The organism is Pseudomonas sp. m6p, assembly GCF_055760375.1.
The window spans coordinates 5,810,303-5,836,187 of sequence record NZ_CM147084.1 but is presented as its reverse complement, the minus strand read 5'-3'; the positions used below and the strand labels follow the sequence as shown (position 1 = coordinate 5,836,187).

24 protein-coding genes are annotated in these 25,885 nt (G+C 53.7%); 15 read left to right on the top strand and 9 right to left on the bottom strand.

Annotated elements, in window-relative coordinates:
- Positions 1 to 49 precede the first annotated feature (49 nt).
- From ACYZUM_RS26665 to ACYZUM_RS26635, 7 genes are all read left to right on the top strand, one after another.
- Entirely contained in the window at positions 50 to 1,306 is a 1,257-nt protein-coding gene (locus ACYZUM_RS26665) for a TolC family protein (RefSeq protein WP_042556865.1), read from the top strand.
- Positions 1,303 to 2,787: an efflux RND transporter periplasmic adaptor subunit gene (locus ACYZUM_RS26660; protein ID WP_042556864.1), complete on the top strand. Its 1,485-nt coding sequence runs from the start codon at positions 1,303 to 1,305 to the stop codon at positions 2,785 to 2,787. Before ACYZUM_RS26665 ends, ACYZUM_RS26660 begins: the two co-directional genes overlap by 4 nt.
- The gene (locus ACYZUM_RS26655; protein WP_042556863.1) at positions 2,784 to 5,927 is read left to right on the top strand and encodes an efflux RND transporter permease subunit; all 3,144 of its coding nucleotides are present in this window, start codon (positions 2,784 to 2,786) and stop codon (positions 5,925 to 5,927) included. Before ACYZUM_RS26660 ends, ACYZUM_RS26655 begins: the two co-directional genes overlap by 4 nt.
- Positions 5,928 to 6,281: 354 nt before the next feature.
- Positions 6,282 to 7,448 carry an SAVED domain-containing protein gene (locus ACYZUM_RS26650; protein WP_042556862.1) on the top strand — a complete coding sequence of 389 codons (1,167 nt, stop codon included), beginning with the start codon at positions 6,282 to 6,284 and terminating at the stop codon, positions 7,446 to 7,448.
- On the top strand, positions 7,449 to 8,699 hold the full coding sequence (locus ACYZUM_RS26645; protein ID WP_047297384.1) for a nucleotidyltransferase domain-containing protein: 1,251 nt from the start codon (positions 7,449 to 7,451) through the stop codon (positions 8,697 to 8,699). It begins immediately after the preceding gene.
- A complete protein-coding gene (locus ACYZUM_RS26640) occupies positions 8,683 to 10,467 on the top strand; it encodes a ThiF family adenylyltransferase (RefSeq protein WP_047297383.1) in 1,785 nt (594 codons plus the stop codon). Before ACYZUM_RS26645 ends, ACYZUM_RS26640 begins: the two co-directional genes overlap by 17 nt.
- Positions 10,464 to 10,946: a Mov34/MPN/PAD-1 family protein gene (locus ACYZUM_RS26635; RefSeq protein ID WP_042556859.1), complete on the top strand. Its 483-nt coding sequence runs from the start codon at positions 10,464 to 10,466 to the stop codon at positions 10,944 to 10,946. The genes ACYZUM_RS26640 and ACYZUM_RS26635 overlap by 4 nt, the downstream gene beginning before the upstream one ends.
- A 26-nt stretch (positions 10,947 to 10,972) precedes the next feature.
- Here the strand turns inward: ACYZUM_RS26635 and ACYZUM_RS26630 are convergent, their stop codons facing one another.
- A complete protein-coding gene (locus ACYZUM_RS26630) occupies positions 10,973 to 11,521 on the bottom strand; it encodes a 3'-5' exonuclease (protein WP_010565120.1) in 549 nt (182 codons plus the stop codon).
- A 170-nt stretch (positions 11,522 to 11,691) separates the two neighbouring features.
- Complete coding sequence (locus ACYZUM_RS26625; protein WP_080896083.1) at positions 11,692 to 12,126, bottom strand: MerR family transcriptional regulator; 435 nt, start codon at positions 12,124 to 12,126, stop codon at positions 11,692 to 11,694.
- A 91-nt stretch (positions 12,127 to 12,217) separates the two neighbouring features.
- Between ACYZUM_RS26625 and ACYZUM_RS26620 the strand changes: the two genes are divergently transcribed.
- A complete protein-coding gene (locus ACYZUM_RS26620) occupies positions 12,218 to 13,180 on the top strand; it encodes an arsenic resistance protein (RefSeq protein WP_108184780.1) in 963 nt (320 codons plus the stop codon).
- 25 nt (positions 13,181 to 13,205) lie between these two features.
- On the opposite strand, the gene tnpC is transcribed toward ACYZUM_RS26620, so the two are convergent.
- From tnpC to tnpA, 3 genes are all read right to left on the bottom strand, one after another.
- Positions 13,206 to 14,732 carry an IS66 family transposase gene (gene tnpC, locus ACYZUM_RS26615; protein ID WP_047297381.1) on the bottom strand — a complete coding sequence of 509 codons (1,527 nt, stop codon included), beginning with the start codon at positions 14,730 to 14,732 and terminating at the stop codon, positions 13,206 to 13,208.
- A gap of 61 nt (positions 14,733 to 14,793) precedes the next feature.
- The gene (gene tnpB, locus ACYZUM_RS26610) at positions 14,794 to 15,129 is read right to left on the bottom strand and encodes an IS66 family insertion sequence element accessory protein TnpB (RefSeq protein ID WP_042561913.1); all 336 of its coding nucleotides are present in this window, start codon (positions 15,127 to 15,129) and stop codon (positions 14,794 to 14,796) included.
- Positions 15,126 to 15,458, bottom strand: coding sequence for an IS66-like element accessory protein TnpA (gene tnpA / locus ACYZUM_RS26605; RefSeq protein ID WP_108184288.1), 333 nt, complete (start codon positions 15,456 to 15,458; stop codon positions 15,126 to 15,128). Before tnpA ends, tnpB begins: the two co-directional genes overlap by 4 nt.
- 294 nt (positions 15,459 to 15,752) lie before the next feature.
- Between tnpA and ACYZUM_RS26600 the strand changes: the two genes are divergently transcribed.
- Positions 15,753 to 16,385, top strand: a complete 633-nt coding sequence (locus ACYZUM_RS26600; protein WP_080963325.1) for an antitoxin Xre/MbcA/ParS toxin-binding domain-containing protein — start codon at positions 15,753 to 15,755, stop codon at positions 16,383 to 16,385.
- Between the two features lie 288 nt (positions 16,386 to 16,673).
- Here the strand turns inward: ACYZUM_RS26600 and ACYZUM_RS26595 are convergent, their stop codons facing one another.
- The gene (locus ACYZUM_RS26595) at positions 16,674 to 17,081 is read right to left on the bottom strand and encodes a MerR family transcriptional regulator (protein ID WP_042562261.1); all 408 of its coding nucleotides are present in this window, start codon (positions 17,079 to 17,081) and stop codon (positions 16,674 to 16,676) included.
- Between the two features lie 95 nt (positions 17,082 to 17,176).
- On the opposite strand from ACYZUM_RS26595, the gene ACYZUM_RS26590 reads away from it, so the two are divergent.
- Both ACYZUM_RS26590 and ACYZUM_RS26585 read left to right on the top strand, forming a co-directional pair.
- On the top strand, positions 17,177 to 17,617 hold the full coding sequence (locus ACYZUM_RS26590; RefSeq protein ID WP_047297380.1) for a disulfide bond formation protein B: 441 nt from the start codon (positions 17,177 to 17,179) through the stop codon (positions 17,615 to 17,617).
- Complete coding sequence (locus ACYZUM_RS26585) at positions 17,614 to 18,258, top strand: DsbA family protein (protein WP_042561909.1); 645 nt, start codon at positions 17,614 to 17,616, stop codon at positions 18,256 to 18,258. Before ACYZUM_RS26590 ends, ACYZUM_RS26585 begins: the two co-directional genes overlap by 4 nt.
- A gap of 81 nt (positions 18,259 to 18,339) precedes the next feature.
- Here ACYZUM_RS26585 and ACYZUM_RS26580 read toward each other — a convergent pair whose 3' ends face one another.
- Positions 18,340 to 18,864 carry a hypothetical protein gene (locus ACYZUM_RS26580; RefSeq protein WP_162184570.1) on the bottom strand — a complete coding sequence of 175 codons (525 nt, stop codon included), beginning with the start codon at positions 18,862 to 18,864 and terminating at the stop codon, positions 18,340 to 18,342.
- Here ACYZUM_RS26580 and ACYZUM_RS26575 point away from each other — a divergent pair.
- From ACYZUM_RS26575 to rloA3, 4 genes are all read left to right on the top strand, one after another.
- A complete protein-coding gene (locus ACYZUM_RS26575; RefSeq protein WP_473061374.1) occupies positions 18,806 to 20,899 on the top strand; it encodes a heavy metal translocating P-type ATPase in 2,094 nt (697 codons plus the stop codon). The genes ACYZUM_RS26580 and ACYZUM_RS26575 overlap by 59 nt on opposite strands.
- A 177-nt stretch (positions 20,900 to 21,076) precedes the next feature.
- A complete protein-coding gene (locus tag ACYZUM_RS26570; RefSeq protein ID WP_080896081.1) occupies positions 21,077 to 21,433 on the top strand; it encodes a TFIIB-type zinc ribbon-containing protein in 357 nt (118 codons plus the stop codon).
- A gap of 158 nt (positions 21,434 to 21,591) precedes the next feature.
- Positions 21,592 to 22,506, top strand: coding sequence for a cation diffusion facilitator family transporter (locus ACYZUM_RS26565; RefSeq protein ID WP_042561907.1), 915 nt, complete (start codon positions 21,592 to 21,594; stop codon positions 22,504 to 22,506).
- A gap of 91 nt (positions 22,507 to 22,597) precedes the next feature.
- Positions 22,598 to 23,083 carry a retropepsin-like aspartic peptidase RloA3 gene (gene rloA3 / locus ACYZUM_RS26560; protein WP_155416825.1) on the top strand — a complete coding sequence of 162 codons (486 nt, stop codon included), beginning with the start codon at positions 22,598 to 22,600 and terminating at the stop codon, positions 23,081 to 23,083.
- A gap of 239 nt (positions 23,084 to 23,322) precedes the next feature.
- Here rloA3 and ACYZUM_RS26555 read toward each other — a convergent pair whose 3' ends face one another.
- Together ACYZUM_RS26555 and ACYZUM_RS26550 are read right to left on the bottom strand one after the other, a co-directional pair.
- Complete coding sequence (locus ACYZUM_RS26555) at positions 23,323 to 25,008, bottom strand: phosphoethanolamine transferase (protein ID WP_047297378.1); 1,686 nt, start codon at positions 25,006 to 25,008, stop codon at positions 23,323 to 23,325.
- 56 nt (positions 25,009 to 25,064) lie between these two features.
- A complete protein-coding gene (locus ACYZUM_RS26550; protein WP_155401178.1) occupies positions 25,065 to 25,208 on the bottom strand; it encodes a hypothetical protein in 144 nt (47 codons plus the stop codon).
- Positions 25,209 to 25,885: the final 677 nt, after the last annotated feature.

Sequence of the window (25,885 nt, the reverse complement as noted above, 5' to 3'; positions counted from 1 at the left end):
CGTGCATGTCTGATGAAGCGCGCAGTGGATCATCACAGGAATCGTGAACATGAACTCCAAGTGCTATTGCACAGGGTGGTCCCTCGTGGCCGGCCTGGCGGCAAGCGTACTGGCATTGCCGAGTCTCGCTGCCGCATTGACACTCGATGAAGCTTTGCAGCTGGCTGAAAACAATGCGCCGTCGCTGACTGCACAAGACGCGAAAATTCAGGCTGCCAGTAGTGCGGCCATCCCCGCTGGTGAACTACCCGATCCCAAGTTGCTGCTAGGCGTACAGAACTACCCCATTGGGGGGCCGGATCGCTGGAGCATCGACCAAGACTTCATGACTATGCGAATGGTCGGAGTCAGTCAGGAGATGCCCAGCAGCGCTAAGCGCAAAGCCCGAATCGAGGTCGCTGATGCGGCCATTGAACGCGCCGCCGCTGAGCGCCGGGTCGAACGTCTAAAGGTTCGTCAGGCCACGGCGTTGGCCTGGATCAACAGCTACTCGGTTGAGCGTAAAGACACTCTGTTTCAGGACCTCTACAAAGAAAACCGTCTGCTGGCCGATACCGTCCGGGCACAAATTGCCGGTGGCCGCGCTCAACCTGCTGATGCAGTAACGCCCAAACAGGAAGCGGCACAACTGGAAGAGCAGCAGGACGATCTGATTCGTCAGAGAGCGCAGGCCCGAGCTGCCCTGAAGCGCTGGATTGGACCAGCCGCCAATGACAAACCTGTGGGCAGCTTGCCTGAATGGCCTGTCGAAGCCTCTGACTACTCTCATAAGCTGCAACATCACCCAGAATTGGCAGCTTTTGCGCCAATGACCCGCGAAGCGCAAGCCAAGGTCCGTGAAGCCGAAGCGGAAAAACAGTCGGATTGGAGCTGGGAAGTCGACTATCAGAATCGCGGCCGACAGTTCGGCGACATGGTCAGCGTGCAATTTTCCTGGGATCTACCACTGTTTCCTGACTCTCGGCAAAACCCCAAAATTGCGGCCAAGCACGCTGAACTCAACCAGCTAGAGGCCGAGCGGGAAGCCCTGTCACGCAAGCATACCCAGCAACTGGAGGACGATCTGGCCGATTATGAACGCTTGAATCGTGCCGTTCGCCGAACCCTGGACAGTCTGCTGCCTCTGGCCAAGGAGAAGGTCGAGCTCAGCATGGCCAGCTACCGCGCCGGCAAAGGCGATTTGAACTCCGTCGTGGCTGCTCGGCGCGAGCTTATCGAAGCCCGTCTCAAGCAGATTGATGTTGAAGAGCAGCGTGCTCTCACCAGCGCTCGCCTGTATTTCGCCTATGGGGAGTCCGCTCAATGATCTCTAGAACACGGAAAGGGGTATTTGTTGTCAGCATCTCAGTTGCTTTGGGGGTTGCCGGTGGTTACTGGTTGGCCCAACCGAGGGTGAGCTCGGTACCGGATGCAGCACCGGAGCAGAAGCCTGAGTCATCAGTCGATCGCAAAGTTCTGTATTGGTACGACCCCATGTACCCACAACAGAAATTCGATAAGCCGGGTAAGTCGCCCTTCATGGACATGCAAATGGTCCCTCAGTACGCGGATAGCAAGGGGGACAGTGACACTGTTCGCATTGATCCAAGCCTGACCCAGAACCTCGGTGTGCGACTGGCTACCGTCAGTCGAGGTGTGTTTGCTTCGAGTCTGGACGTTGTCGGAGTGTTGGCTTTCAACGAACGGGACGTCGCCGTCATTCAAGCCCGTACGGCGGGTTTCGTCGAGCGCGTGTATGCCCATGCTCCTGGCGACGTGATCAAAGCCAATGCCGCCATGGCGGATATCCTTGTACCTGAGTGGGCTGCGGCTCAGGAGGAATTTCTCGCACTCAAGCGCAGTGGCGATACAGGCTTGCTGGCAGTGGCTCGCCAGCGCTTGCGGCTCACCGGGATGCCGGCGGCATCAATTGCTCAAGTAGAGCGCAGTGGCAAAGTCCAACCAAACCTGACCCTCACCAGCCCTATTAGTGGTGTGCTGCAAGAGCTCAATGTGCGCGAGGGTATGACGGTGGCCGCCGGCGAGACACTGGCACGCGTTAATGGTTTGAGTAGCGTCTGGCTGGCCTTGGCCGTTCCGGAGACTGAATCTGGATCGATCCTCATGGGGCAAACGGCAGAGGCGCATTTGCCCGCGTTCCCTGGGGTTGTGCTCAAGGGCGTCGTCAGCGCGATTCTTCCGGAAACCAATCCGGATAGCCGCACCCTTCGCGTACGCGTCGAGTTACCCAACCCAGAAGGCCGTCTCAGGCCGGGTATGACCGCACGAGTGAGCCTCAATCGTTCAACGGAGCAAAGTGTGTTGTGGGTGCCGAGCGAGGCCGTCATTCGCACCGGTCGACGTGCTCTGGTGATGCTTGCTGAAGACGCTGGCCGCTATCGTCCTGTTGAAGTGTTGATCGGGCAGGAAAACGATGACAAGACGGCGATCTTGAAAGGTCTGGAAGAGGGCCAGAAGGTGGTTACCTCTGGCCAGTTCCTGCTCGACTCGGAGGCCAGTCTCAAGGGCATCGTTGCAAGCTCGGAGGAAGAGTCACCACCCAGCGCAGCAGTCTCCAGTTTTCATGAGGCGGATGGGCAGATCGTTGAGATCAACGACAAAGAAGTCACACTCGCCCATGGTCCCTTCAAAACGTTGGGCATGCCTGGCATGACGATGACGTTCCCACTCGCTACTCCGGCGCTGATGCTGGGCCTCAAAACGGGCGATAAGGTTCGGGTTGCGGTGAGTCAGACCGACGATGGCCTGCGTGTTGAGCGTCTAGACAAATCGGGGAGCCAGCCATGATCGCCGCCCTGATTCGCTGGTCAGTGGCCAACCGATTCCTGGTGCTACTGGCGACACTTTTTGTCACGGCTTGGGGCATCTGGTCGGTGCAGAGCACGCCCATTGATGCGCTGCCGGATCTCTCCGATGTTCAGGTGATCATCCGCACCCCGTATCCGGGACAGGCACCGCAGATTGTCGAGAACCAGGTGACCTATCCGTTGGCCACCACCATGCTTTCGGTGCCTGGCGCCAAGACCGTGCGCGGCTACTCCTTCTTTGGTGACAGCTTTGTCTATGTGCTGTTCGAAGACGGTACTGACTTGTATTGGGCCCGCTCGCGGGTGTTGGAGTACCTGAGCCAAATACAAAGTCGCTTGCCGGCCAGCGCCAAACCGGCGTTGGGGCCAGATGCGACAGGCGTTGGCTGGATTTTCCAGTACGCGCTGGTAGATCGCAGTGGCGGACACGATCTGGCGCAACTTCGTGCACTTCAGGACTGGTTCCTCAAGTTCGAACTCAAGACTCTGCCCAATGTTGCCGAGGTGGCCACCGTGGGTGGGATGGTCAAGCAGTACCAGGTGCAGCTTGATCCACTCAAATTGGCCAGCCTCGGTATCACGCAGGCCGAGGTGACCGAAACGATCGGCAAGGCCAATCAGGAAACCGGCGGCGCCGTCCTAGAGATGGCAGAGACCGAGTTCATTGTGCGGGCTTCCGGCTACTTGAAAACGCTCAATGATTTTCGGGCGATCCCACTCAAGCTGGGATCGGGCGGTGTGCCGGTGACCCTTAGCGATGTCGCCACGATCCAGTTGGGTCCGGAAATGCGGCGTGGCATCACCGAACTCGACGGCGAAGGCGAGACGGTTGGCGGTGTGGTAATTCTGCGCAGCGGCAAGAATGCTCGCGAAACCATTGCGGCGGTCAAGACCAAACTCGACGAGTTGAAAAGCAGCTTGCCGGCGGGGGTGGAAATCGTCACCACCTACGACCGCAGCAAGCTGATCGACCGCGCCGTGGAAAATCTCAGCCACAAGCTAATCGAAGAGTTCATCGTCGTCGCGTTGGTCTGCGGGATCTTTCTCTGGCACCTGCGTTCATCTCTGGTGGCAATCATCTCCCTGCCGGTGGGGGTACTGATTGCCTTCATCGTGATGCGCTATCAAGGGATCAACGCCAACATCATGTCCCTGGGCGGGATTGCCATCGCCGTCGGCGCCATGGTCGACGCTGCCGTGGTGATGATTGAAAACGCGCACAAGAAGGTTGAGGCCTGGCACGCGGCCAATCCTGGGGAGGAACTGAAAGGTGAACGTCATTGGCACGTGATGACTGAAGCGGCGGCGGAGGTAGGACCAGCACTGTTCTTCTGTTTGTTGATCATCACGCTGTCGTTCATTCCGGTGTTCACCCTGCAAGCGCAAGAGGGGCGGCTATTCGGCCCGCTGGCTTTCACCAAGACCTACGCCATGGCCGCGGCGGCGGGATTGTCAGTGACCTTGGTGCCGGTGTTGATGGGCTACTGGATTCGGGGACGAATTCCCAGTGAACAACAGAACCCGTTGAACCGCTGGCTCATCCGGATCTACCAGCCGGCTCTGGATGCAGTCTTGCGACGACCGAAGATCACGCTGCTGGTCGCGTTGCTGGTTTTTATCAGCGCATTATGGCCAATGTCGCGCTTGGGTGGCGAGTTTCTTCCACCGTTGGACGAGGGCGACCTGCTCTATATGCCTTCGGCTCTGCCGGGATTGTCGGCGCAGAAAGCGTCGCAACTGCTGCAACAGACCGACCGCCTGATCAAGACCGTGCCGGAGGTCGAACATGTCTTTGGTAAAGCCGGTCGTGCTGAAACTGCCACCGACCCGGCGCCGTTGGAGATGTTCGAAACCACCATCCAGTTCAAGCCGCAGGAGCATTGGCGTCCAGGCATGACTCAGGAAAAGCTAGTGGAAGAGCTGGATCGAGTGGTGCGAGTTCCTGGGCTGACCAATATCTGGATACCGCCGATTCGCAACCGTATCGACATGCTGGCTACGGGGATCAAGAGTCCTGTTGGGGTGAAAGTTGCCGGCACCAATCTGACGGAGATTGATGCCGCGACTCAGGCGGTCGAGCGAGTGGCTAAGGGCGTACCCGGTGTCAGTTCGGCTTTGGCCGAGCGATTAACCGGTGGGCGTTACATCGACGTGGATATCGACCGAAAAGCCGCCGCCCGCTACGGACTGAATATCGCCGATGTGCAGTCGATCGTGGCCGGCGCTATCGGCGGTGAAAATGTCGGCGAGACCATTGAAGGGCTTGCACGCTTCCCAATCAACGTCCGCTACCCTCGGGAGTGGCGGGATTCGCTCGGTGCTTTGGAGCAGTTACCGATCTACACCCCACTAGGCAGCCAGATCACCCTTGGCACCGTGGCGAAGATCAAGGTCAACGACGGGCCGCCAATGCTCAAGAGTGAGAACGCACGGCCTTCAGGCTGGGTGTACATCGACGTGCATGGCCGGGACATTGCCTCCGTGGTGGCCGATCTACGCCGGGTCGTCAGTGAGCAGGTAAAGTTGCAGCCCGGCATGAGCTTAAGCTACTCAGGTCAGTTCGAGTTTCTTGAAAGGGCCAACGCACGACTCAAACTGGTGGTGCCTGCCACGCTGTTGATCATCTTCGTGTTGCTCTACCTGACATTTGCACGCCTTGATGAGGCTTTGCTGATTATGGCCACGCTGCCATTCGCTCTCACGGGCGGGGCATGGTTTCTCTATCTGTTGGGATTCAACCTGTCGGTCGCCACCGGGGTCGGCTTTATCGCCTTGGCCGGTGTTTCTGCAGAATTTGGCGTGATCATGCTGCTCTACCTGAAAAATGCCTGGGCCGAGCGTCAAGACCTCGGTGACAACACAGAACACGGGTTAATGGCCGCGATTCGTGAAGGCGCTGTGCAGCGCGTTCGACCCAAGGCCATGACCGTTGCGGTGGTTATCGCTGGTTTGTTGCCAATACTTTTGGGAAGCGGTACCGGCAGCGAGGTGATGAGCCGCATTGCCGCCCCGATGATTGGAGGTATGGTTACGGCGCCCTTGCTATCGCTGTTTGTGATCCCGGCGGCCTATCACCTCATGCGTCGTCGACACTTGTCCGTTGAGCCTGGCAAGCACTGACGCGTAAAAATGCATACAAAAGGGGCTGCGCTTGCAGCCTCGTTTGAACTGCACAGCCCGTTTTCATCAGTCCTACGCGCGGTATGTATCGAAATTAGCAAGTTTATGTCTTTTGCATAAACTCGCTAATTTCGATACATACGCTGTGGTCAGTGCCGTTACCCACCAGCACTTGCCAGAAAAACGAACGCTGCCCTACTGTGTTTCGATGAGCCACAAACAGCATCCTGCTCAAAGCCGACTCAGCATTCGTCACCCTCAGATCACTCTTGAAATCGAGGCGAATGACCTTAATATGATCTTATCTTGCCATCATCGTTTTCAATCATGGATGTTTCTCTGGGGTAGGTCGGAATGGCAGAACAAGAAGACGCTAAACCCGCAAGCGGGCGCTTCAACACAAATGATGAGACGAAGCGGATCGTATGGACACAGACCGCTGGTCATTGTGAACTGTGCGGCACGGATCTGACGTTCGATTATCGTGCCGGCAAGCCAATGAAATGGGGCGAAGTGGCGCATATCCTGCCCGCCAGTCCCAAAGGCCCTCGGGGACGCGCGGATCATGATGCTGAGGCGCACACAAACAATACCGCTAATCTGATGCTCCTGTGCCCAGGTTGTCATGACAAAATTGATCGTGACGCAGATGGGTATCCTGAAAATGATTTGAGTGGTTTACACCAAGCGTACCTGGAACGCATCCGGCTCGCGGCAACGACCCCCGATGGTGGCAGAGCCATTCCGCTCATCGTCCAGAGTCAGCATTTTCAGACGATCAACGATATCCCCGTTCGCGATCTGTTGACTGCGATGTCCGCCGAGGGATTAACCGCCTTCGATCAAGGCATCAAAATCACCTTCGCTGCGCCCGGACCACGTGGCAGGGACACTACCTATTGGCAGAACGTCAAAGACAGCGTCCAGTATGAGCTGGAGCAGCAACTCAAGCGTCGCGGCGGCACCTATGGCGACTCGCCTGCGCTAGCAGTAGTCGGCTTGGCCGACATTCCGGCTTTGATGATGTTGGGCCAGAGTATCGGCGACCGTTCCAAGCGCTTGATCTTCTCCTTTCACCGCGAGCATCTTTTGCGCTGGCCAGATCAGTCCGCTGAGCCGCCCGCTTTTTTGTTTACACCTCCCCCCGACGGCGACGGGCCACTGGCGCTTGTGCTCTCCATTTCTGCGCAAGTTCCAGTTCGCGACGTGGCCGAAGCTCTGCCCGGTGCACGTATTGCAGAGCTGTCGATCCCAGAGCCAAGCTATGCGATGGTACAAAACCGTCGGGTGATTCATGCCTTTCGTGACGCACTTCAAATACGACTGAGCCAGCTTGAGGCTCTGACTCCTGACCCTATCCACGTCTTCGCCGCCATTCCTGCGGCATTGGCCATCGAGTTTGGCGCGTTGCTCACAACACAGCATCAACATACATACCTGATCTTCGATCGGGACAAAGAAAACCAAGATCGGTTTACGCAAACACTGCAATTGGGCTTGGTGGCCCAGGAGGCTAGGTAAATGCTTTTGAGCAACGAACAGACCAAGCGCAGCAGTTGGGAATATTTTCTGCTTCGCGCTGCGCGGGAAATCTCGCTGTCGGAAGCGCAGTACGAAAAAATTAATGACCGCTACTCCCAACTGGAAAAAATCCTCTCGGCTTCCGACAACCCGCTGCTCGCTGAGGCCCATATCTTTGTGCAAGGCTCGATGCGGCTGAAAACGACCATCAAGCCAATCCCCGGCGCGCCTGCGGATCTGGACACCATTGATGCGGACGCGATTATCTGGCTCCCTCACGCTCAAGGCGCTAGTGCGAAGGAAGTTCTAGAAGCGATTGAGCAGCGTTTTAGGGAAGGCTCCCGCGTCCAAGAAGAAGTTAAGCAATTACGTCGTGGCATCCGGATCGTTTATGCCGACGAAAATCCAGGTTTCCACATCGATGTCACGCCTGCCCGCGCGATCAACGGAAATGGCGAAGCAAACGGCGAAGGTAAGCTGGAGGTTCCGGATCGGGTCACAGGGTGGAAAGCAAGCAGCCCTATCCCTTACTCGAATTGGTTGCAGGTTGCTTCTGCCCAAGAGATCTCTCTGGAAAGCTTGGTAGTTGCCAAAAGCCAGCGGATGCTTGATGCCGCGACACAAGATCCTTTGCCGCATTATCAGGATTACATCGATCAAGATCCCCTGCGTGCAACCATTAAGCTGCTCAAGCGGCATCGCGATGAATGGGCCATTAAGACAAGGAGCGCTGATACTCGCCCAATATCTGCGGTCATCACCACCCTGGCCACGCACGCATACCTGGATGTCGTAAAGGAGTCGCAGGCGAAGCCTCTGGCACCGCTCGATGCAATTTTGGAAATCGTTCGCAGGATGCCGCAGCACATCGGGCAGAGAGGTAGCGACTGCTATGTCTGCAACCCTGCCGATAACGGCGAAAACTTTGCAGAGAAGTGGAATCGACCGGGCGAGGGGCAAGGCTATCGCCAAGCATTTGCCAAATGGCATGCGGACGCCAGTGCATCTGTTTCATTGGGTTTGGAAAGTTTTGAATCCAACGATTCCTTTGCCGAGGCAGTGAAAAAGAATTTCGGTATTGCACCGGCATTCATTACGGCAGTGAACAATGAGATCCCTGCGAATTGGACTATGCCCGGCCGACCGGATGGCACTACTCGAAACTCTGCTTCGATGGGTTCGCTCTTCGGAGGGGCCAGCGGTGGCGGAACCTCTCAGTCGAGCGTAAAGCCAGTTGGACGCCTTGGCTGATCCTCTTAAGACGCCATTGCAGCGCGGAATCGCCGCGCTGCGAAATACCCTAGGTCAGGATGCAGCCGATGCATTGCTCCAGCTCGCACCCATGCGGGCTGACGAAGCGGCGTGCTTTCACTTCCCCTTGCCCATCGATTACACGGGGCAGGAGCGGCGTCTGCGTATTGGTTTCCCCTCCAACTTTCCCCGTGGACTCTTGCGGCTGAACGTCGAACCCTCTCCATGGCTGGTTTGGCCGCATGCCACCAAGTCGGGGCTTTGCCTTCATGGCTTTCAGGAACGCCCCATCATGGGCTCCCCAGAGGTCGTGGTAGAGGACAGCCTTGCTCGCTTGGCCCAGATTGTTTCGTTGTCCAAGATGGGATCAAGCCAGGCAACGCGCGATATCGAATTTCAGAATGAGATCACTACCTACTGGTCGTTTCAGCACGGTCAGTCATTCCAGAACCTCTTACTGTTGGATCGACCTCAGACTGCCTCGCAGTTGTTTGCGCTCAGCGATCCGCGCCGGGCTGTGCCATCCGGTCAGGAAACGGTTTGGTTAGCATCGAATGTAGCAGCACTCAAAGGGCATTACCGGCGGGTTGTCGGGCGCTCCGCTGTCATTCGCGCGGCCGAAACTCCCGGTTTTTACGTCAAGCTTCAGACTTATCCGGATATCCGCACCCCGGATCCAGAAGATTTATTGCTGTGGCTAAAGCCACACCTTCAACCTGACGATGCCGAGCAATTGCTGGCATGGTTTGAGCTGCATGGAACGTTGGCGAGTCGATGGATTGTTCTGGAGCTTCCAGGAGGGGCAGGTGCTCCAACATATTGTCTCAATGTGCGCTCGCTCGGCGTACAGCAGGAGCGGGGGGCAAAATTCGGCTTGCGTACAGCGCGCCGGCGGCCAGCTATCGCAAATGCACATCCTCCGGCACTTGTCCGCGCAACTGCCCTGGACGTGCTTGATCGAGCGTCCATTCTGTCCCGCGATATAAGTGGCACTGCACAGCACCTTGAAAATGCTCGAGTCGTTTGTGTTGGCGTTGGCTCATTAGGCAGTGCGGTGGCAATACAATTGGCACGATCCGGTGTCGGCCACCTTACCCTCATCGATCCTGACACTTTGGTGTCAGCCAATCTGGGGCGGCACGTTCTGGGAGCGGATAGCCTAGGGAGACTGAAAGCCTCAGCGTTGAGGGACAAGATTCTGTTAGATCTTCCGACTACAGAATGCACCGCTTATTCGACTTTCGCCGAAGTAGTTATGAGCAGCAAACCAGAAGTGTTCGATAACGCAGATCTTGTGGTGATTACGACAGCGGACTGGCAGTCGGAGGTCACTGTATGGCGAGCCAAATCCAGCGGCGTTTCTTGGGGACTTTTACAAGCCTGGAGCGAACCGTATACCCAGGTAGGCCACGCGCTATTCGCACCAGCCGGTACCTTTGATGGCCGTCATTTATTCACGGACATCGGCGATTTTCTTCATAAGTTTACCGAGTGGCCGGGAGGAGGTGTGGTTCCACTGCCCGCTTGTGGGGAGAGCTTTATTCCAGGCGGATCGCTGGGGATGACCAATATCGCCTCTATGGTGTCGCACACGGCTTTACGTGCATTGACCTGCAACATCACCACTGCATCTTGGGTCAGCAGTATCTACAGGCCTGAAGATGTGCCGAGCCTAGGAGGCCAATACCATGGGCCCAAACTTCCAGAGGGGGCGCAGCAACTCCTACTCGAGCGCGGATGGCCGGAACATAAGGATGAAATGGTATGACGGATATCGCTTGGCGCTGGAGATGGGCGGAGGTGGATTCCGAGCTATTGGTGTCGCAAGCTGTCGCGGACATCTTGGATAGTCATCGGCAGGGCCTCTTTGGCGTGGAGCGAGGGGGACAGTTATTCGTCAACCCGGTTAATCCGAAAGGGTTGCTGCTGGCCTTGGCCACGTTGCCTCATCGCGCCGATCGGTCAGGCTGGTCTTGGCTAGAGTTGGATGCGGAGCGGTGCCGTCAGGAGATCCAAGCTGCCAACGAACAAGGGTTACGTCTGGTGGGCTATTGGCATACGCATCCCCAATCTGTTCCGGTGATTTCTCCGGCAGACATAGGAAGTTTCTCCAGATTTGCTGCGCGTTACACGCAGGATCTACCGCACCCAATAGCCGTTATCGTTGGCAAGTCCGAAAAACCAGAAGGCATCAAGGCTTGGTCGTTCAGGGGCGGCAGATATGTTGAAGCAACTTGGCTTAGATAAGCTTCAAGTCAGTGCCATGGGAGGCGTCAGCGGTTACCCTTACCCGCCAGCATTAGCGCGAAGAGCTCTGCCTGAAAGCGAGCATCATCCAATGCGTTATGGTTCGGTTCGCTGAGTGGCTTCAGCGCAGCGGTCATCTTGGATGATTTTGTTTCCTGCCAGCTGCAACCTACAGCTCCCATGAAGTAGGCCTTCATGTCGATAGCGGTAAAACCAAAGGGGTTGGTTTCCAAGTATTTGTGGAAGTAGTAGTTGACGAATGACCAGTCAAACGGTGCATTGAGTCCTACGAAAATGACCTTCTGCCCCGTTTGGCAGGATGATTTCAGCCATTCACCAAATGTCAGCATCGCCTGTTGCGGAGTGAGTCCTTCGCGCTCCAGCTTCTCCAGACTCAGCCCCGATACTGCCAGTGCTTCTGGGTCGTGTTTTGGACTGTCAGGTCGTAGTTCAAGATAGATGGACGTGGCAGGTTGATCTACAAGGCAAGCTCCAATGGAAAGCAGGCTGTATTCGCCTGGTATAGGTCCAGAAGTCTCGACGTCGACGGAAACATAAAGCTCATCAGGGTTCATGTCATATCCTTTTCGTGTAGTTGCCAGATCACGCTCAAGCTCGGTAAGCGTCTGCCGAACACATCTTGTACCAGCCCGTTTGGTGTAGACGGACGCTCGAAACACCCTGTCGAGGCTATCGCGCTATTCGGTTTCGATGGCAGCTTGCTCCCCCTATGCTCTTGACTCGTCTAGGAGCAGCAACCAGAGCGAACCCCAGCAGCAGGTTCAAAAAGTGACTCAACAATCGTGCAGTCTGGAGTGTTCAAACCTAGGCATGTTGACTCACACATACCTGCCATTGAGAGCAGCTCTACCCGGATTTGCTGAAGCTTTGCTACCTTCGACTCTACTTCCGCTAGGTGCTTCTTGACCACCGAAAGCGCGTCAGCGCACGGACGATCAGCATCTGCTGCGAGCGCGATGAGTTCTCGGATATCTTCGAGCGGGAAACCCAATTCACGATTCTGCCGGATGAAGACGAGTCTTGATCGATGCTTTTCAGTATAGATTCGATGCCGCCCAGTCGACCGCAGGGCGGGAGGTAAAAGGCCTATTTTCTCGTAGTAGCGAATCGTTTCAATGTGGCAACCCGTTGATTTCGACAGCGCCCCGATTCCTGACATGCAAACTCCCCAAGCATTTTCTTGAACCTGTAGCAGCTACAGATATTAACCTGTCTTCAGAAAATAATTTCACGCGCTTGAAGGGCATTTTGTGGACAGAGAACAGCTAGAGACTAACCAGATTCCCATTTACTTCGTCGCGGTCATTGTCGCGGCCCTCGGAGGCCTGCTCGCCCCCAATGCGTCTGAAGCATTAGGGTCGACGGTGACACCCACCATCGCAGTGCTGATGTACGCCATGTTTCTACAGATCCCGTTCTTGGATCTCCGTAATGGCCTCGCAAATAAGCGTTTCATGGCAGCGCTGCTCACAGCCAACTTCGTGGCCATCCCCTTGCTGGTTTGGGCATTGACGATGGGGATAACCAATCACCCGGCGATTTTGGTGGGTGCCCTGTTGGTCTTGCTGACGCCTTGTATCGACTATGTGGTGGTTTTTACCCATATCGGTAAAGGCGACTCCAAACTCACTCTGGCGGCCACCCCATTGCTTCTTTTGATGCAGCTTGTGCTGCTGCCGGTGTACCTGACCTTCATGCTGGGTAACGACTCAACAGTGGTCATTTCTATAGGCCCATTTGTTGAGGCCTTTGTGATGCTGATCGCTTTGCCTTTGGTCTTAGCGGTAGCAACAGCTGCCGGGGCAAAGAGATCACGCATCGTTGAAAGCTGGAACAACGCATGGGCCTGGATGCCTGTACCGGCTATGGCGGCTGTATTGGTCGTAGTGATCGGCGCTCAGATTTCAACGGTGGTCAGAGACATCGACAAGCTGCTGCCTGTTATTCCCGCCTACATTGGTTTCACGCTCTTGGCACCGGTGGTAGGTGCGCTGGTGGCTCGGGCGTTTAAGTTACCGGCCAGCACGGCAAGATCAGTCGCTTTCAGCAGTTCGACACGAAACTCATTAGTGGTTCTGCCATTGGCATTGGCCTTGCCCGAGGAAATCAGAGGGCTCGCTGCGGCAGCAGTCATTACTCAAACGCTGATTGAGTTGGTCAGCGAACTAATTTACATCCGAGCAATTCCTGCTTTGGTGTGGCGCAAAATGTAGATGCCAGGGCAGACACCCTGCGCGATTAAACAGGCGCCCACATGTGCGGCAGCAGCTTGTTAATCTCACTCGCGCGCTGCGTCGGCAGGCGCATGAGAACATCCTTTAGATAGGCGTACGGATCATGGCCATTCAGCCGTGCTGACTGGATCAAGCTCATGATCGCCGCAGCCCGTTTTCCGCTGCGTAGCGACCCGGCGAAGAGCCAGTTCTTGCGCCCAAGAGCCCATGGCCGGATCTGGTTCTCCGCCCAATTATTATCAATGGGAACCGCCCCGTCATCGAGGTAGCGCGACAGCGCTGCCCAGCGTTTAAGGCTGTAATCGAGTGCTCTGCTGATGGCCGAACCTTCGGGCACAAGATCACGCTGCGCGATCATCCAGGCATGCAGCCTATCCATCACCGGTACGGCTTTTTCTTGCCGTATTCGGCGCCGTAAATCCGGCTCCAGGTCTCTGACTTCTCTTTCGATTTCGTACAACAACTGGATATAGCGCAGGGCTTGCTCGGCGAGCGTGCTTTTATTCGTAGCGTGCAGTTCGAAGAACTTGCGCCGTGTATGGGCCATGCAGCCGATCTCTGTCACGCCGAGTTCAAAGCTGGCCTTGTAGCCGCCAAAATCGTCGCAGACCAACTTGCCCTTCCAGTCCTGAAGGAAGTTGCGAGCATGCTCTCCGGCGCGACTGGAGCTGAAGTCATAAACCACCGCTGCCACATCCGAGAACTGGCTGGTAGCGTAGGCCCACACATAGGAGCGATGGGTTTTCTTTGTTCCCGGCATGAGCATCTGCACCGGTGTTTCATCTGCGTGGATGACTTGTTGCCCAAGCACTACTTCGCGCAGCGCATCGACCAGCGGCTGCAACTGAACTCCGGTCACGCCAACCCATTGAGCCAAGGTTGAACGTGGAATCGCCAGGCCCGCTCGACCGAAGATCGATTCCTGACGGTAAAGCGGCAGATGGTCAGCAAACTTGGCGATCATGACCTGTGCGAGCAGGCCCGAAGTCGGGATGCCCTTATCAATGACCTGCGCCGGAACCGGTGCCTGGATCAGCGTTTCGCAGTTATCGCAGACCCACTTGCCACGGACATGGCGCTCGACGGTGAACACGCCGGGCGTGTAGTCCAGCTTCTCGCTAACGTCCTCACCTATGCGCTTGAGGGCGCAGCCGCATGGGCAGTGAGTGTTGTCCGGTTCGTGATGGATCAACGTTCGCGGAAATTCTGCCGGCAATGCCGTGCGCTTGGGCTTTTGCTTTTCCTCGGTCGCCGTTGGTGCTATTTGCAACGCCTGAAGCTCGGCCTCAATCGCCGCGATATCAGTATCGATCAGGTCATCTAGCAGGCTGGCCTGTTCAGGATTCATCTGCTCGCTGCGCTTGGCAAACTTCAAACGCTTGAGCTGGGCGATCTCATGGGTCACTTTCTCAATGACTGTTTGATCACGGTTGATTTTCTTGCCCATAGTGTCGACTTGCGAGAGCAACTGCGCTGCGAGGACGCGCAGTTGAGTGGGAGACAGTTGGTCGAGATTGGGCGAAGAAGTCATACGCCGGACTTTGCCAGAGCAGGCGTTTCGCGACGATAGACCGATAGGCTAATGGCAGCCGTTAAAGCAGTATGATCGAGCCTCCAGAACCTGCGCGTTGCCATGGCAGCCCCAGCACCAATGCTTGAAGTTGCTCGGCATCCAGTTCCATCTCAGAACCATGGCGAATGCCAGGCCAGTGGAACTTGCCTTGGTTTAACCGGCGCGCCGCCAGCCATATTCCGAAGCCGTCATGCACCAGCACTTTCATGCGATTGGCGCGACGGTTGGCGAACAGATAAGCGCAGTGCGGCTGCGCCGCACCGAACACCGCGATCACCTTGGCTAGCGCCGTTTCGGTGCCTGCGCGCATGTCCATCGGTTCGGTGGCGAGCCAGATAGAGTCGATGCGAATCATCGCAGAATATCTCGAAGAAAAGCCGCGCAGGCGGCAGCACTTTCAGTGGGCCAGTTCACTTTGATGATGCCGCGCGGGTGCTGTATTTCAACGCAGATATTCGATGATGCTGGATGGGAGTTCGCCCCGGCCAGCGGCATGGCTAACGGAATAAATGCAGGTGGCGGCGCCGGGATTTTCTGCGCTTGCAGCCGAATCCATTTGTGGACGAGGTTTGCGTTGAGGCTATGACCGAGCGCGACGCTGGCAACCGAAGCGCCTGGTTGGGCGCACTCTTGAATGATCTGGGCTTTAAAGGATTTGGAATAGGAACGGCGTGTTGGCTGCATGAAATACCCGCTTAAAAGGCTAGAACTGGTGTCCACTTAATTTAAGTGCACACCATGTCTTCGCTTTGCAGGGCTGGGTAGATGACTTGGCCGGACGGTTACCAAGCTCGTAACCATGTGACGGTGGAAAGGCGGCAAAGCCATTGCCCCATTTTTTGCTGTTGCACTCGCTATCCGGCGTTCGAGCAGCGGCAGTGCATGTCTACTGGAGGAGTGCACGTTCCTTTGGTCAGCTCTGCGCCCGAGCATAATGATGTGTGTCATTCTCTAGTCGCGGATGAGGGCCGGACAATCATGAGCGAGCATTGGATAGTCAAGTGCCAGAATACTGAGGACGGTACTGGCGACATCATCATTGACCTACCTCCAGAGTTGCTTGACCAAATGGGGTTAGGTGTTGGTGATCATTTAGAGCTAACGATAGCGAATGGCACATTAGTGCTGACGCCCATGAACAGTGCAATATCAGTACGGCCGATGTTTGCTGGAGTCCTGCGTGAGGATGCCTATCATGCTTACCGCAAGCGGTTGGCTGCGTATCTCCATATCCCTTCCAACGCTTCGGATCAAGACATTCACGACATGATAGTAGCTGGCTTTTCGGCCGGCCTGATTTCATCGCTTTGTGCTGATGGCACCGTAAATCCGCAAGAACGCGACATAATCATTCACCCCAAAACGCTCAAAACAAAATTGGCAAGCGATCAGCTTTTAACGTCGGATGAGAGCGATCGCCTGTTCCGGTTCGCACACATTACCGCCATGGCCGAGATCATGTTCGGGGACGAAGGGAAGGCCAAACAATGGCTTTCCAAACCCAAAGCCCGTTTTTTGGGAAAAAGCCCACTGGCAATGGTCACTACGTCTCACGGCACACATCTAGTTGAAGAAATGCTGATTCAGGTGTCTGAAGGCATGTCATTTTAATCCTGCCACAGTTAACAGTGTGGACGGAAATAACGGGCAGCAGCATGCCCACTTCTATGACTATCACTGAATCTGAGAGTCAATCACTATGATCAACGCAAACGCTCTAGCCGGTATAGGCATCAAAGCCCAAGCGTTGGTTCATCCCTCAACGGCGTGCGTTACGTCATTGCACCTGCGACTCTTGATACCGCCAAGACGGAGTCGAAACCACCACATAGTCGATATAAATGATCAGTTCATTCAACAGGACTCCCGCCAAAATTGTGGGGTGGCCGGTTAGCATCCTTAACGGGGATTGGACATCGACTCGATAATACGGCACTGCTCGATCACGCCGCCCTCGCAACAAGCAATCAAACGCTCCAACTCCACCTCCAAGCCTTGCAGGTCTCGGATGCGCATTCGAACCTGCTCTAACTGCCCCTCGATTTTTGCGTCCACCCTGGCGCAGGAAGCGTCGCGGTTATCCGCAAAGCCCAGCAACTCTCGAACATCGTCAAGGCTGAAGCCCAGTGTGCGGCTACGTCGGATGAACAATAGACGGTCGCGCTCCTCGTCGGTGTAGAAGCGATAGCCTGATGCTGAACGCCCTGCAGAAGGCAGGAGGCCGACCTGCTCGTAATAGCGGATGGTCACCGCTTTGGTATCAGTCGCCTTCGCCAGATCACCGACTGTGTATTTGGTCGAACTCATTTCGCTTGACCTTATAGTTGCTAGAATCTTCATTCTACGCGCCTTAGGCGATAAGCAAATCTGCGTGCGCTCAATAGAAAAGTGGACTGAATCCTATGGAAGCCCCCTTAAAACAACATCAATCCGGAGCTTGGGCGCTGTTGCTCTGTGCCTGGTTGCTTGCTCTGGTATCAACAATCGCCGTGCTATTCGTTGGTGAAGTCATGGGGCAACTGCCCTGTGTGCTCTGTTGGTTTCAACGAGCCTTCATGTTTCCACTCGTCCTGGTATTGGGCGTCGCCTGCTGTTTATCGGACACCGGTGTTTGGCGCTATGCACTGCCATTAGCAGTCATGGGTTGGCTCATCGCTCTGTATCACAACCTGCTTTATTTCGGACTGATTCCTGAAAGCATCAAACCTTGCGGGGCCGGCCCTTCCTGCTCCGGTGCCGACATGACCATCCTCAGTGGTGTTCCGCTGCCACTTTTATCGCTGGGCGCGTTCAGCCTGCTGATCATTTTTCTCGTTCTTATCCGTCGGAGATTTACCGTATGAGCAGACGCGCCGTCGTCCTCTCCATCAGCGTGCTAGCCATCGTAGGCTTTGCCGTCGCAGCATTTTTCTACAATCGTGCTGCCACTGTGCCCCAGGCTACAGCACCTGTACCGCAAACCAGCGCGCTAGTGCGGTTTAACTCACCAAGCTTCGGCCCTGCCGACGCCCCGGTGACAATCGTAGAATTCTTCGATCCATCTTGTGAAAGCTGCCGTGCCTTCTACCCCATCGTCAAAAAGATGATGTCACAACACCCAGGCGATGTTCGCTTAGTGCTGCGCTATGTGAAGCTTCACGTAGGGTCTGAAGAAGCCATACGTCTGCTCGAGGCTTCACGTAAGCAGGGTGTTTTTGTGCCGGTACTTGAAGCTGTCCTCGCTGCTCAACCGCAGTGGCATGACGATGCGAAAGCATCAGCAGCTTGGGACGTAGCGGCCCAAGCGGGCTTGGACGTGGCTAAGGCTCGTGAGGACATGATGTCGCCGGAGATCACCGCCACGATAGAAAGAGATGCCGCTGATGCCAAAACTGTAGGTGTGAAGGGAACACCGACATTTTTCGTTAACGGTAAACCCCTGACTAACTTCGGCGCTCAACAGCTCTACGATCTGATTTGGAGCGAAATCAACCAAGCTCGTTAATAAGGGCGCGTGCGGAATGCGGAATGAAAAAAGCTCACCGGGCTCGACAATCCGCTTGACCTTATAGTGGCTATAGGGTGTTCACTCTTCACAATAAATTGTGGAGAGTGCCTTTATGAAAAGCTGTTGCGGTGATGAACAAACACCGAAAAGTGACGCCGCCGTTGAGGTATTTGACCCGGCAGCACCGACCGGCTGCTGTGCACCTGCCGCGACTATGTGTAATACAACTACAGCACAGTCCAACAGTAGTTGCTGCTCCGCGAAAACTTTGGACGTCAGCTCAGCGCCTTCTTCAGTAAAGGGCGCGGGTTGCTGCTCCCCCGGCTCCGATATCAGTAAATCGAACTGCGCTGTCGTAGCACCGCCATCTGCCCTGTACAGCCTTGCCGAGCCGAGCCAGCCTGCTGCTACGGTTGATAATGACCTTTTTATCGATGCTTGCTGCCCACCATCTGCTGCGGGTAGTCCCAAAGTCGGCATCGAAAACGTGTCTCCCACCAATACCGACGAAGCGACTCGTTTCAGCAGTTTCAGGATTGGGCAGATGTGCTGTCCTTCCGAGCAGACCATGATCGAGGACAAGCTCGCGAAGATGAGCGGCATTCAAAAGCTCGAGTTCAACATGATGAACCGCACGATGGCTGTCTGGCACGAGCTACCCGACACCTTGGGTATCGAGGCAGCAGTGCTATCGCTGGGCATGCACGCCGAACCTTTGAGGGCTAATGGCAATGCAACCAGCGCAGATACGCCAGAAGTCCTTCCCCAGGCGGAATCACCTAAGAGCACATGGTGGCCATTAGCGCTTTCCGGTGTCGCTGCCGTGGGTGCTGAAGTCCTGCACTTCACTAACTCCGCGCCTGAATGGGTGATAGCGGTCATAGCCTTGTTCGCCATCGTGCTCTGCGGGCCTACGACCTACAAGAAGGGTTTGATCTCGATCAAACACCTCAACCTGAACATCAACGCGCTGATGAGCATCGCGGTTACCGGAGCGGTGTTGATCGGACAGTGGCCAGAAGCCGCGATGGTCATGTTTCTCTTCACCGTTGCGGAAATGGTCGAAGCGAAATCGCTGGATCGTGCGCGCAATGCGATCAAGGGGCTGATGGACTTGACCCCTGAACGAGCTACCGTGCGCCAACCCAACGGTAGTTGGCTGGAAGTCGATGTAAAAACGGTCGAGATTGGGGCCTTGGTTCGTGTCCGCCCCGGCGAACGAATTGGCCTGGATGGTAAAGTCTCTTCTGGTAACTCTACTGTTAACCAAGCGCCCATCACGGGCGAGAGCTTGCCCATCGAAAAAGATGTCGATGATCCTGTCTATGCCGGCTCCATTAACGAATCCGGCTCCTTCGAGTATCGAGTGACAGCTGAGGCCAACAATACGACCCTTGCTCGAATCATTCACGCGGTTGAAGAAGCCCAAAGTTCGCGAGCTCCAACCCAGCGGTTCGTTGATAAGTTTGCCAAAATTTATACGCCAGGGGTGTTCTTTTTCGCCGTCGCGATTGCGGTATTCCCACCACTGTTTATGGGCGGATTGTGGACTGACTGGATCTATCGTGCACTGGTGCTTCTGGTGGTTGCTTGCCCTTGTGCGCTGGTCATTTCCACTCCGGTGTCCATCGTCAGTGGTCTGGCGGTAGCGGCTCGCAAAGGCATTTTGGTTAAAGGCGGCATCTACCTGGAAATAGGCGCCAAGCTGAGTTTCGTCGCGCTCGATAAAACCGGCACCATTACCCATGGGAAACCGGTTCAGACAGACTACATTCCGGTAGCCGAAGACTCAGAGGTACATCCTCAGATTGTTGCCGCCAGCCTCAGTGCACGCTCGGATCACCCCGTATCACAGGCAATTGCCAAGTACGAAGGCTCGGACGCATCAACGTTCCTGCAAGTGGAGAGTTTTGAGGCCCTTCCCGGTCGCGGGGTAAAGGGGATGATTGAAGGCCAGCTCTTCTACCTGGGCAATCACCGACTGATCCAGGAGTTGGGGCTCGGTACTTCGCAGTTGGACGAATCTCTGACTAGCCTGGAGCGCCAAGGCAAAACAGTCGTAGCCTTGACCAGCGCCAGTCAGGTTTTTGCGTTGTTTGCTGTAGCCGATACCGTAAAGGACTCAAGCCAGACAGCGATCAAGGAGCTGCATGCATTGGGTATCAAGACCATGATGCTTACAGGCGACAATTCGTACACGGCTGATGCGATTGCCAAACGAGTTGGGATAGATGAGGCGCGGGGAAACTTGTTGCCCAGCGACAAGCTTTCAGTAATTGATCAATTGAAGGGCCGTAAGCACGTGGTGGGGATGGTCGGTGATGGGATAAACGATGCACCTGCATTGGCCAAGTCTCAGATCGGATTCGCCATGGCCGCGGCTGGCACGGGAACCGCTATTGAAACGGCTGACGTTGCTTTAATGGATGATGATCTGCGCAAGATTCCGGCCTTCGTCCGCCTGTCACGCGAGACAGCTGTGATTCTTAAGCAAAACATTTTGTTCGCCTTAGGTATTAAGGCCATTTTCCTTGTGTTCACCCTCATGGGTTTGGCCACCATGTGGATGGCTGTTTTTGCAGACGTTGGAGTGAGCATACTTGTCGTGCTCAATGGACTTCGATTGCTAAAGAAGTAGATCGCGAGGTGAGGATGAAAGATAAAAGCGTCTTCGCCCGGCCAAGCAACTTTGTGGATGGCTCTTTTCGCCGATATGGGGACGAGCCCGCTTGTGGTATTCAATGGACCACAACTATTGCGGTATTGATTCGAAAGCTACATTGTCAAAATTGATTACTCACATAAGGAATTAAATATGCAATGTCCTATCTGCAAAGATATAGCTTTAGTAATGACTGAGCGCCAGAGCATAGAAATTGACTATTGCCCGCAATGCCGCGGTGTCTGGCTTGACCGAGGTGAACTCGACAAGATTATTGAGCGTAGTCAGCGACAAGAGACCGTTAGATTGCTTCCACAGAACCTCACATCACCTGTCCAAAGTTCGACGCCAGCAGAACAACCTGGTTACAACCAGTACGGGAATAAGCATGGTCATGGAGATCGAGGGAGCCACAGCGGTGGATGGAAAGAAGGTGGCCATCAAAGTCAAAGTGGGCATCAGGGACAACCGAGTCGCAAAAAATCGTTTTTGCAGGAACTATTTGATTAAGATGGCGATTTCTCGCTTATGATCTGAATACTACATCAAACCAGTATCCACCTTTGAATGATTGGTTTGATGATATGGAACGGTTTGGGTGCTAGTAGGTCTTTATATTCTACAGTCCACTCGTTGGATCTTCATTAGGCTACATTTGGGGAAAAATCATGAGTTCAGGGCACAGTCACGGTCAAGTACGTGCGGGTCATGAAAAGATGTTATGGATCGCACTCGCCCTGACGACAAGTTTTATGATTGCTGAGGTCATCGGAGCCTTTGTCACGGGCAGCCTAGCCTTACTGTCGGATGCTGCGCATATGCTGACAGACGTTGTGGCTTTGGCAATATCCTTGCTGGCTATTCATATTGCCAAACGCTCTGCTGACAGGAAGCGCACGTTCGGGTATGCACGATTCGAAATACTTGCAGCCACATTCAATGCTGTCTTGTTGTTTTTAGTCGCTATATACATTGTCTATGAAGCGTATCTTCGACTTAACGCCCCCGCAGAAATTCAGTCGACGGGCATGTTAGTAATTGCAGTGATGGGACTGATAGTTAACCTCATTTCAATGCGTCTGTTGAGTGCCGCTAGTGGGGAAAGTCTCAATGTGAAGGGCGCTTATTTAGAGGTTTGGAGCGATATGGTGGGGTCTATTGGCGTCATCATTGCAGCGCTTGTAATCCGCTTCACCGGTTGGAGTTGGGTTGATTCACTTGTTGCAGCAGGTATCGGATTCTGGGTGCTGCCTAGGACTTGGTCACTGCTCAAGGAAAGCATGAATATATTACTGCAGGGCGTTCCAGAGGGCATCGATATTCAAAAGGTGGAGGCGAAAATATACGGAATCGTAGGAGTAAAAAATGTGCACGATTTGCATATATGGGCTTTAACCAGTGGTAAGAGTGTAATGAGCGTTCACCTGGTCGCTGACTATACCTCCCGCAGTGAACAAGATATTTTAACTGAAGTCACGTCGCTTATGAGTGAAGAGTTTCAGATCAGTCATACTACTGTACAAATGGAAAAAGCAGATTTCCATAGCCAATTAGTTGACGATTATGAAGGCAAGGTCCACTAATTGAGTTCCACTTTTAAGACAAGTTGTTATTTCGGGGATCCACCCCAGAGGGCTAGTTAAAATGAAAAAATTATTTTAAATTGTGCTCTGCATGATAATGCTTTTGTCTCTAACAGTAGAGCCGGTTTTGTCGAGCCCGGCTAGACCAGAAAAGGTATTCGGGTGGATTGAAGAAGGGATACTTTTACCAGAAAATATCGCCGTGAAAATAAAGTTGGATACTGGGGCTCTTACGTCATCCATGGATGCGAAGGACTTAAAAAGATTCCAAAAAGATGGAGAAGAATGGATTCGGTTTAACGTTAAAGTCAAAGACACCAAAACTAAGAAGGTGAGTAGCGCACTCTTCGAACGACGGATTGAACGAAATGTAAAAGTTAGAGGTGCCGGCGGCGCTGAACATCGTCCAGTCGTCATGATGACGATGTGCATAGGAGATAAAATTTATAAAGAGGAATTTTCTCTGAAAGATCGAGGCGAGATGAACTATCCCGTACTGATAGGACGCCGAACATTGGAAGCTTTGGGAGCGGTCGATGTTTCGCGCAAATTCACCGAGGAACCCCACTGCAGTTAATTTTAAATATATTTATATTATAGTTTTAGAGTTACTTTATTTGCAAAGCACCTGGAAGGCATACTCGTATTGAGTGTTGCAAAGGCCGACTGAATCGTCAAATAAAAAGACGGACAGTCGGTCGCAGTTTTTTTAGATGCTTGAAAACTTACCATTCTAATATGAATGGCTCTGAGTGGAGTGTGCGTTAATTTTAATGATGATCTTTAGACTTCATTCTTGCCACTAGTTGGCTGCTATTACTGCTGCTGGCCAGTCATTGAAGTAAGTTTTAATGAGGCCAAGGCTTTGGATTGACATGCGCTAAACAGATCAAGCTCAGGTCGATATGCCGAAGTTTGGATATTCATCAATCCTAATATCGAATGGAATAAGTTGTCATGGGATAGTGATGCGCCTCGCTGTTCCCTCAAGCATTGAACGTCTAGTTTTTGACGAGATTGCATGTTTTTGGAGATCCAGAGAACCATGGGAATGCTAGTCTGCTCTTTGGGCGCCATAGCATAAGGCAGTCCGTGCAAGTATATCCCGTTCTCGCCGAGAGACTCACCGTGATCAGAGACGTAAAGCATAGCCGTATCAAAGCGCTCAGCGTTGCGCTTTAGCAAGTCAATCGTTTGTCCAAGTACATAGTCTGTATAGACGATACTGTTATCATAGGCACTGACTATGCTCTCGCGCGTACATCGCTCTAGTTGGTTATTATCACAAACGGGACCAAATCGCTCGAATTCGCGTGGGTAGCGCTTGTAGTAGGATGGGCCGTGACTACCTTTCATGTGGAGAACCACGACTGAATCACCCTGTTGTTGATCCAAGTAAGCTTGCAGGTCTTGCAATAAGACTTCGTCGTAACACTCGCCTGCTCTGCATAATCCTGATGTTTTCTGATTGTTCAATTTCTCATTTTTTACTCGGTCACAAATACCTTTACAACCCGAATTGTTATCTCTCCAAAGTACCGATACTCCGGCCCGCTGCAACACGTCTAATAAGCCTTCTCTCCGTAACGCCATACCGTCTTTATAGCCTTGTTTACCCGCATCCAAGAACATGCAAGGTAAGGAGATTGCCGTAGCTGTTCCACATGAACTGACATTGGTAAAACTTAAGACACCACGCCGAGTCAATTCCGGATTGGTATCGCGTGTGTAGCCATTAAGCGAGAAGTTCGCGGACCTAGCGGTTTCACCCACAATTAACAACGTCAGGCGTGATTTTTTTACACTCGCAGTAGTTTCTCCTTGGCGGGCATCAGCACCAATGATTTTTAGTTCTGTGGGCTGTGCTAGCTGGCGACGCATATACCCATGGATTGCCGAAACCACATTCGAAGGAACTAACATCAATCTGAGTTCGCGATGGTTACGTACGAGCGATGCATAAGATTGGTAAAGCGTAAATACGATGATTGCCAAACAGGTAAGTGCTGCCGCCAGCCCCATCAATCGATGAGCAAGCGCGCGGGTGCGCGATCGTTGTATCAAACGGACTCGGGTGATAAGCAGCACCGGTAGAACACCAAAACCCAGCATCCATCGCAGTAACTCCCAGTTCAGCAGGTCCGTGGTCTCAGAGATGTCTGTTTGAATAACATTCGTTAGCATGCTGTAGTCAATTACAATGCCGTAGCTATTCATAAAGTAACTCGCTGCTGCCGCAACCAACAGAACAATGGCTAGCACAGGCTTTATGAAGCGTCCCCAAGCCATCGCGCTGAGTAACACGTACAGCCACATCAACACGAACCAAGGCAGGCTAAGCACAAATAAGATGCTTCCGTCTTGTAGGCCTCCCACGCTTTTCCAAACAACTCGCCAAAATGGCCAGTTACTGAACAACAGAAGCCAAGTTGAAACTGCAATAATTAATTGATTGCTACTGAGTATAATTTTCGTACTCAGAATTGGTATTTTTTTATTCATGGGTATCTCGGAATATCTCGACATGATCGTGCGCGCAAACTGTCACTGGACTGCCGCTACGTTTTAGGGAAGAAAAAATCAGCAACAGAGCGATGTAATTCATGGATGCACCAGTGACCCTCAACGCTTTCCTCGGTTGGTTGAAGCTCCACGATTAGCCAAACCGCCAAAACGCCAAAACCGATGAGGATTTTTTTCATGAGATGCCCCCCAAGTAAGTGTTGTACTGATAGATCCGCTCGACTTGACTTAAAAAACAATTTTTTTTGGAGCGAAATGATGGTGGTTGGGTCGCGGGGGTATGGTTTTCTTGCTGACGTTGCGCATCTGTCTTAGTATCGAAGGCATAGGTGATGAAATTGTTTAGATCACTATTCTGATAGGCGCGACTAGTTGTCTAAAAAGGAATTCTAGTTGCGGATGAGAGACCAAAGCGGTCTTGATGCGCTTACCAAGTTCACCACTTTCGAATGCCGATAATCCTCATTGCGCGAAACATCGCCGTACTCGCATAACGCACACTCCTCGGAGTCAGGCGACGCCTTGCAGTTGATTTCAAATATTCGTTGAAAGCTTTGGCAGCCGTTTTTAGTACGGCATCGGGGTTCAAACTCTGTTAAAGCCTGGCTGCGCTATTCTGTATTTCCCGCTCGGCGTCTGCGAGTCTTGGCTCATTTGATAATACGGGTTGGTGACTGTTCCTCGTCTTACATTGGCTGGCTCATGCGCGGTCGTCATCAATGATTCCCGAGGCAGGGAATCAGCCGACCACAACATTTTTCTAATGCGAGATGGCATCACAAAATTTTCGCCCCCAAGGCGCGCCGTTTTCATCGTTTAACAGTAGGGACATCTGCAGCGTCTAGAGTGTTTAGAT

Excerpts from the sequence above, each read along its gene's own strand:
- ACYZUM_RS26595 (WP_042562261.1), bottom strand. The coding sequence starts at position 17,081 with ATGAGTTCGACCAAATACACAGTCGGTGATCTGGCGAAGGCGACTGAT.
- ACYZUM_RS26580 (WP_162184570.1), bottom strand. The coding sequence starts at position 18,864 with ATGCCGCTCATCTTCGCGAGCTTGTCCTCGATCATGGTCTGCTCGGAA.
- ACYZUM_RS26665 (WP_042556865.1), top strand. The coding sequence starts at position 50 with ATGAACTCCAAGTGCTATTGCACAGGGTGGTCCCTCGTGGCCGGCCTG.
- ACYZUM_RS26550 (WP_155401178.1), bottom strand. The coding sequence starts at position 25,208 with ATGAAAAAAATCCTCATCGGTTTTGGCGTTTTGGCGGTTTGGCTAATC.
- ACYZUM_RS26575 (WP_473061374.1), top strand. The coding sequence starts at position 18,806 with ATGTGCTGTCCTTCCGAGCAGACCATGATCGAGGACAAGCTCGCGAAG.
- ACYZUM_RS26590 (WP_047297380.1), top strand. The coding sequence starts at position 17,177 with ATGGAAGCCCCCTTAAAACAACATCAATCCGGAGCTTGGGCGCTGTTG.
- tnpB (WP_042561913.1), bottom strand. The coding sequence starts at position 15,129 with ATGATTCGCATCGACTCTATCTGGCTCGCCACCGAACCGATGGACATG.
- ACYZUM_RS26600 (WP_080963325.1), top strand. The coding sequence starts at position 15,753 with ATGAGCGAGCATTGGATAGTCAAGTGCCAGAATACTGAGGACGGTACT.
- ACYZUM_RS26650 (WP_042556862.1), top strand. The coding sequence starts at position 6,282 with ATGGCAGAACAAGAAGACGCTAAACCCGCAAGCGGGCGCTTCAACACA.
- ACYZUM_RS26660 (WP_042556864.1), top strand. The coding sequence starts at position 1,303 with ATGATCTCTAGAACACGGAAAGGGGTATTTGTTGTCAGCATCTCAGTT.
- ACYZUM_RS26655 (WP_042556863.1), top strand. The coding sequence starts at position 2,784 with ATGATCGCCGCCCTGATTCGCTGGTCAGTGGCCAACCGATTCCTGGTG.
- ACYZUM_RS26635 (WP_042556859.1), top strand. The coding sequence starts at position 10,464 with ATGACGGATATCGCTTGGCGCTGGAGATGGGCGGAGGTGGATTCCGAG.
- ACYZUM_RS26585 (WP_042561909.1), top strand. The coding sequence starts at position 17,614 with ATGAGCAGACGCGCCGTCGTCCTCTCCATCAGCGTGCTAGCCATCGTA.
- ACYZUM_RS26565 (WP_042561907.1), top strand. The coding sequence starts at position 21,592 with ATGAGTTCAGGGCACAGTCACGGTCAAGTACGTGCGGGTCATGAAAAG.
- ACYZUM_RS26625 (WP_080896083.1), bottom strand. The coding sequence starts at position 12,126 with ATGTCAGGAATCGGGGCGCTGTCGAAATCAACGGGTTGCCACATTGAA.
- ACYZUM_RS26645 (WP_047297384.1), top strand. The coding sequence starts at position 7,449 with ATGCTTTTGAGCAACGAACAGACCAAGCGCAGCAGTTGGGAATATTTT.
- rloA3 (WP_155416825.1), top strand. The coding sequence starts at position 22,598 with ATGATAATGCTTTTGTCTCTAACAGTAGAGCCGGTTTTGTCGAGCCCG.
- tnpC (WP_047297381.1), bottom strand. The coding sequence starts at position 14,732 with ATGACTTCTTCGCCCAATCTCGACCAACTGTCTCCCACTCAACTGCGC.
- ACYZUM_RS26570 (WP_080896081.1), top strand. The coding sequence starts at position 21,077 with ATGCAATGTCCTATCTGCAAAGATATAGCTTTAGTAATGACTGAGCGC.
- ACYZUM_RS26555 (WP_047297378.1), bottom strand. The coding sequence starts at position 25,008 with ATGAATAAAAAAATACCAATTCTGAGTACGAAAATTATACTCAGTAGC.
- tnpA (WP_108184288.1), bottom strand. The coding sequence starts at position 15,458 with ATGCAGCCAACACGCCGTTCCTATTCCAAATCCTTTAAAGCCCAGATC.
- ACYZUM_RS26630 (WP_010565120.1), bottom strand. The coding sequence starts at position 11,521 with ATGAACCCTGATGAGCTTTATGTTTCCGTCGACGTCGAGACTTCTGGA.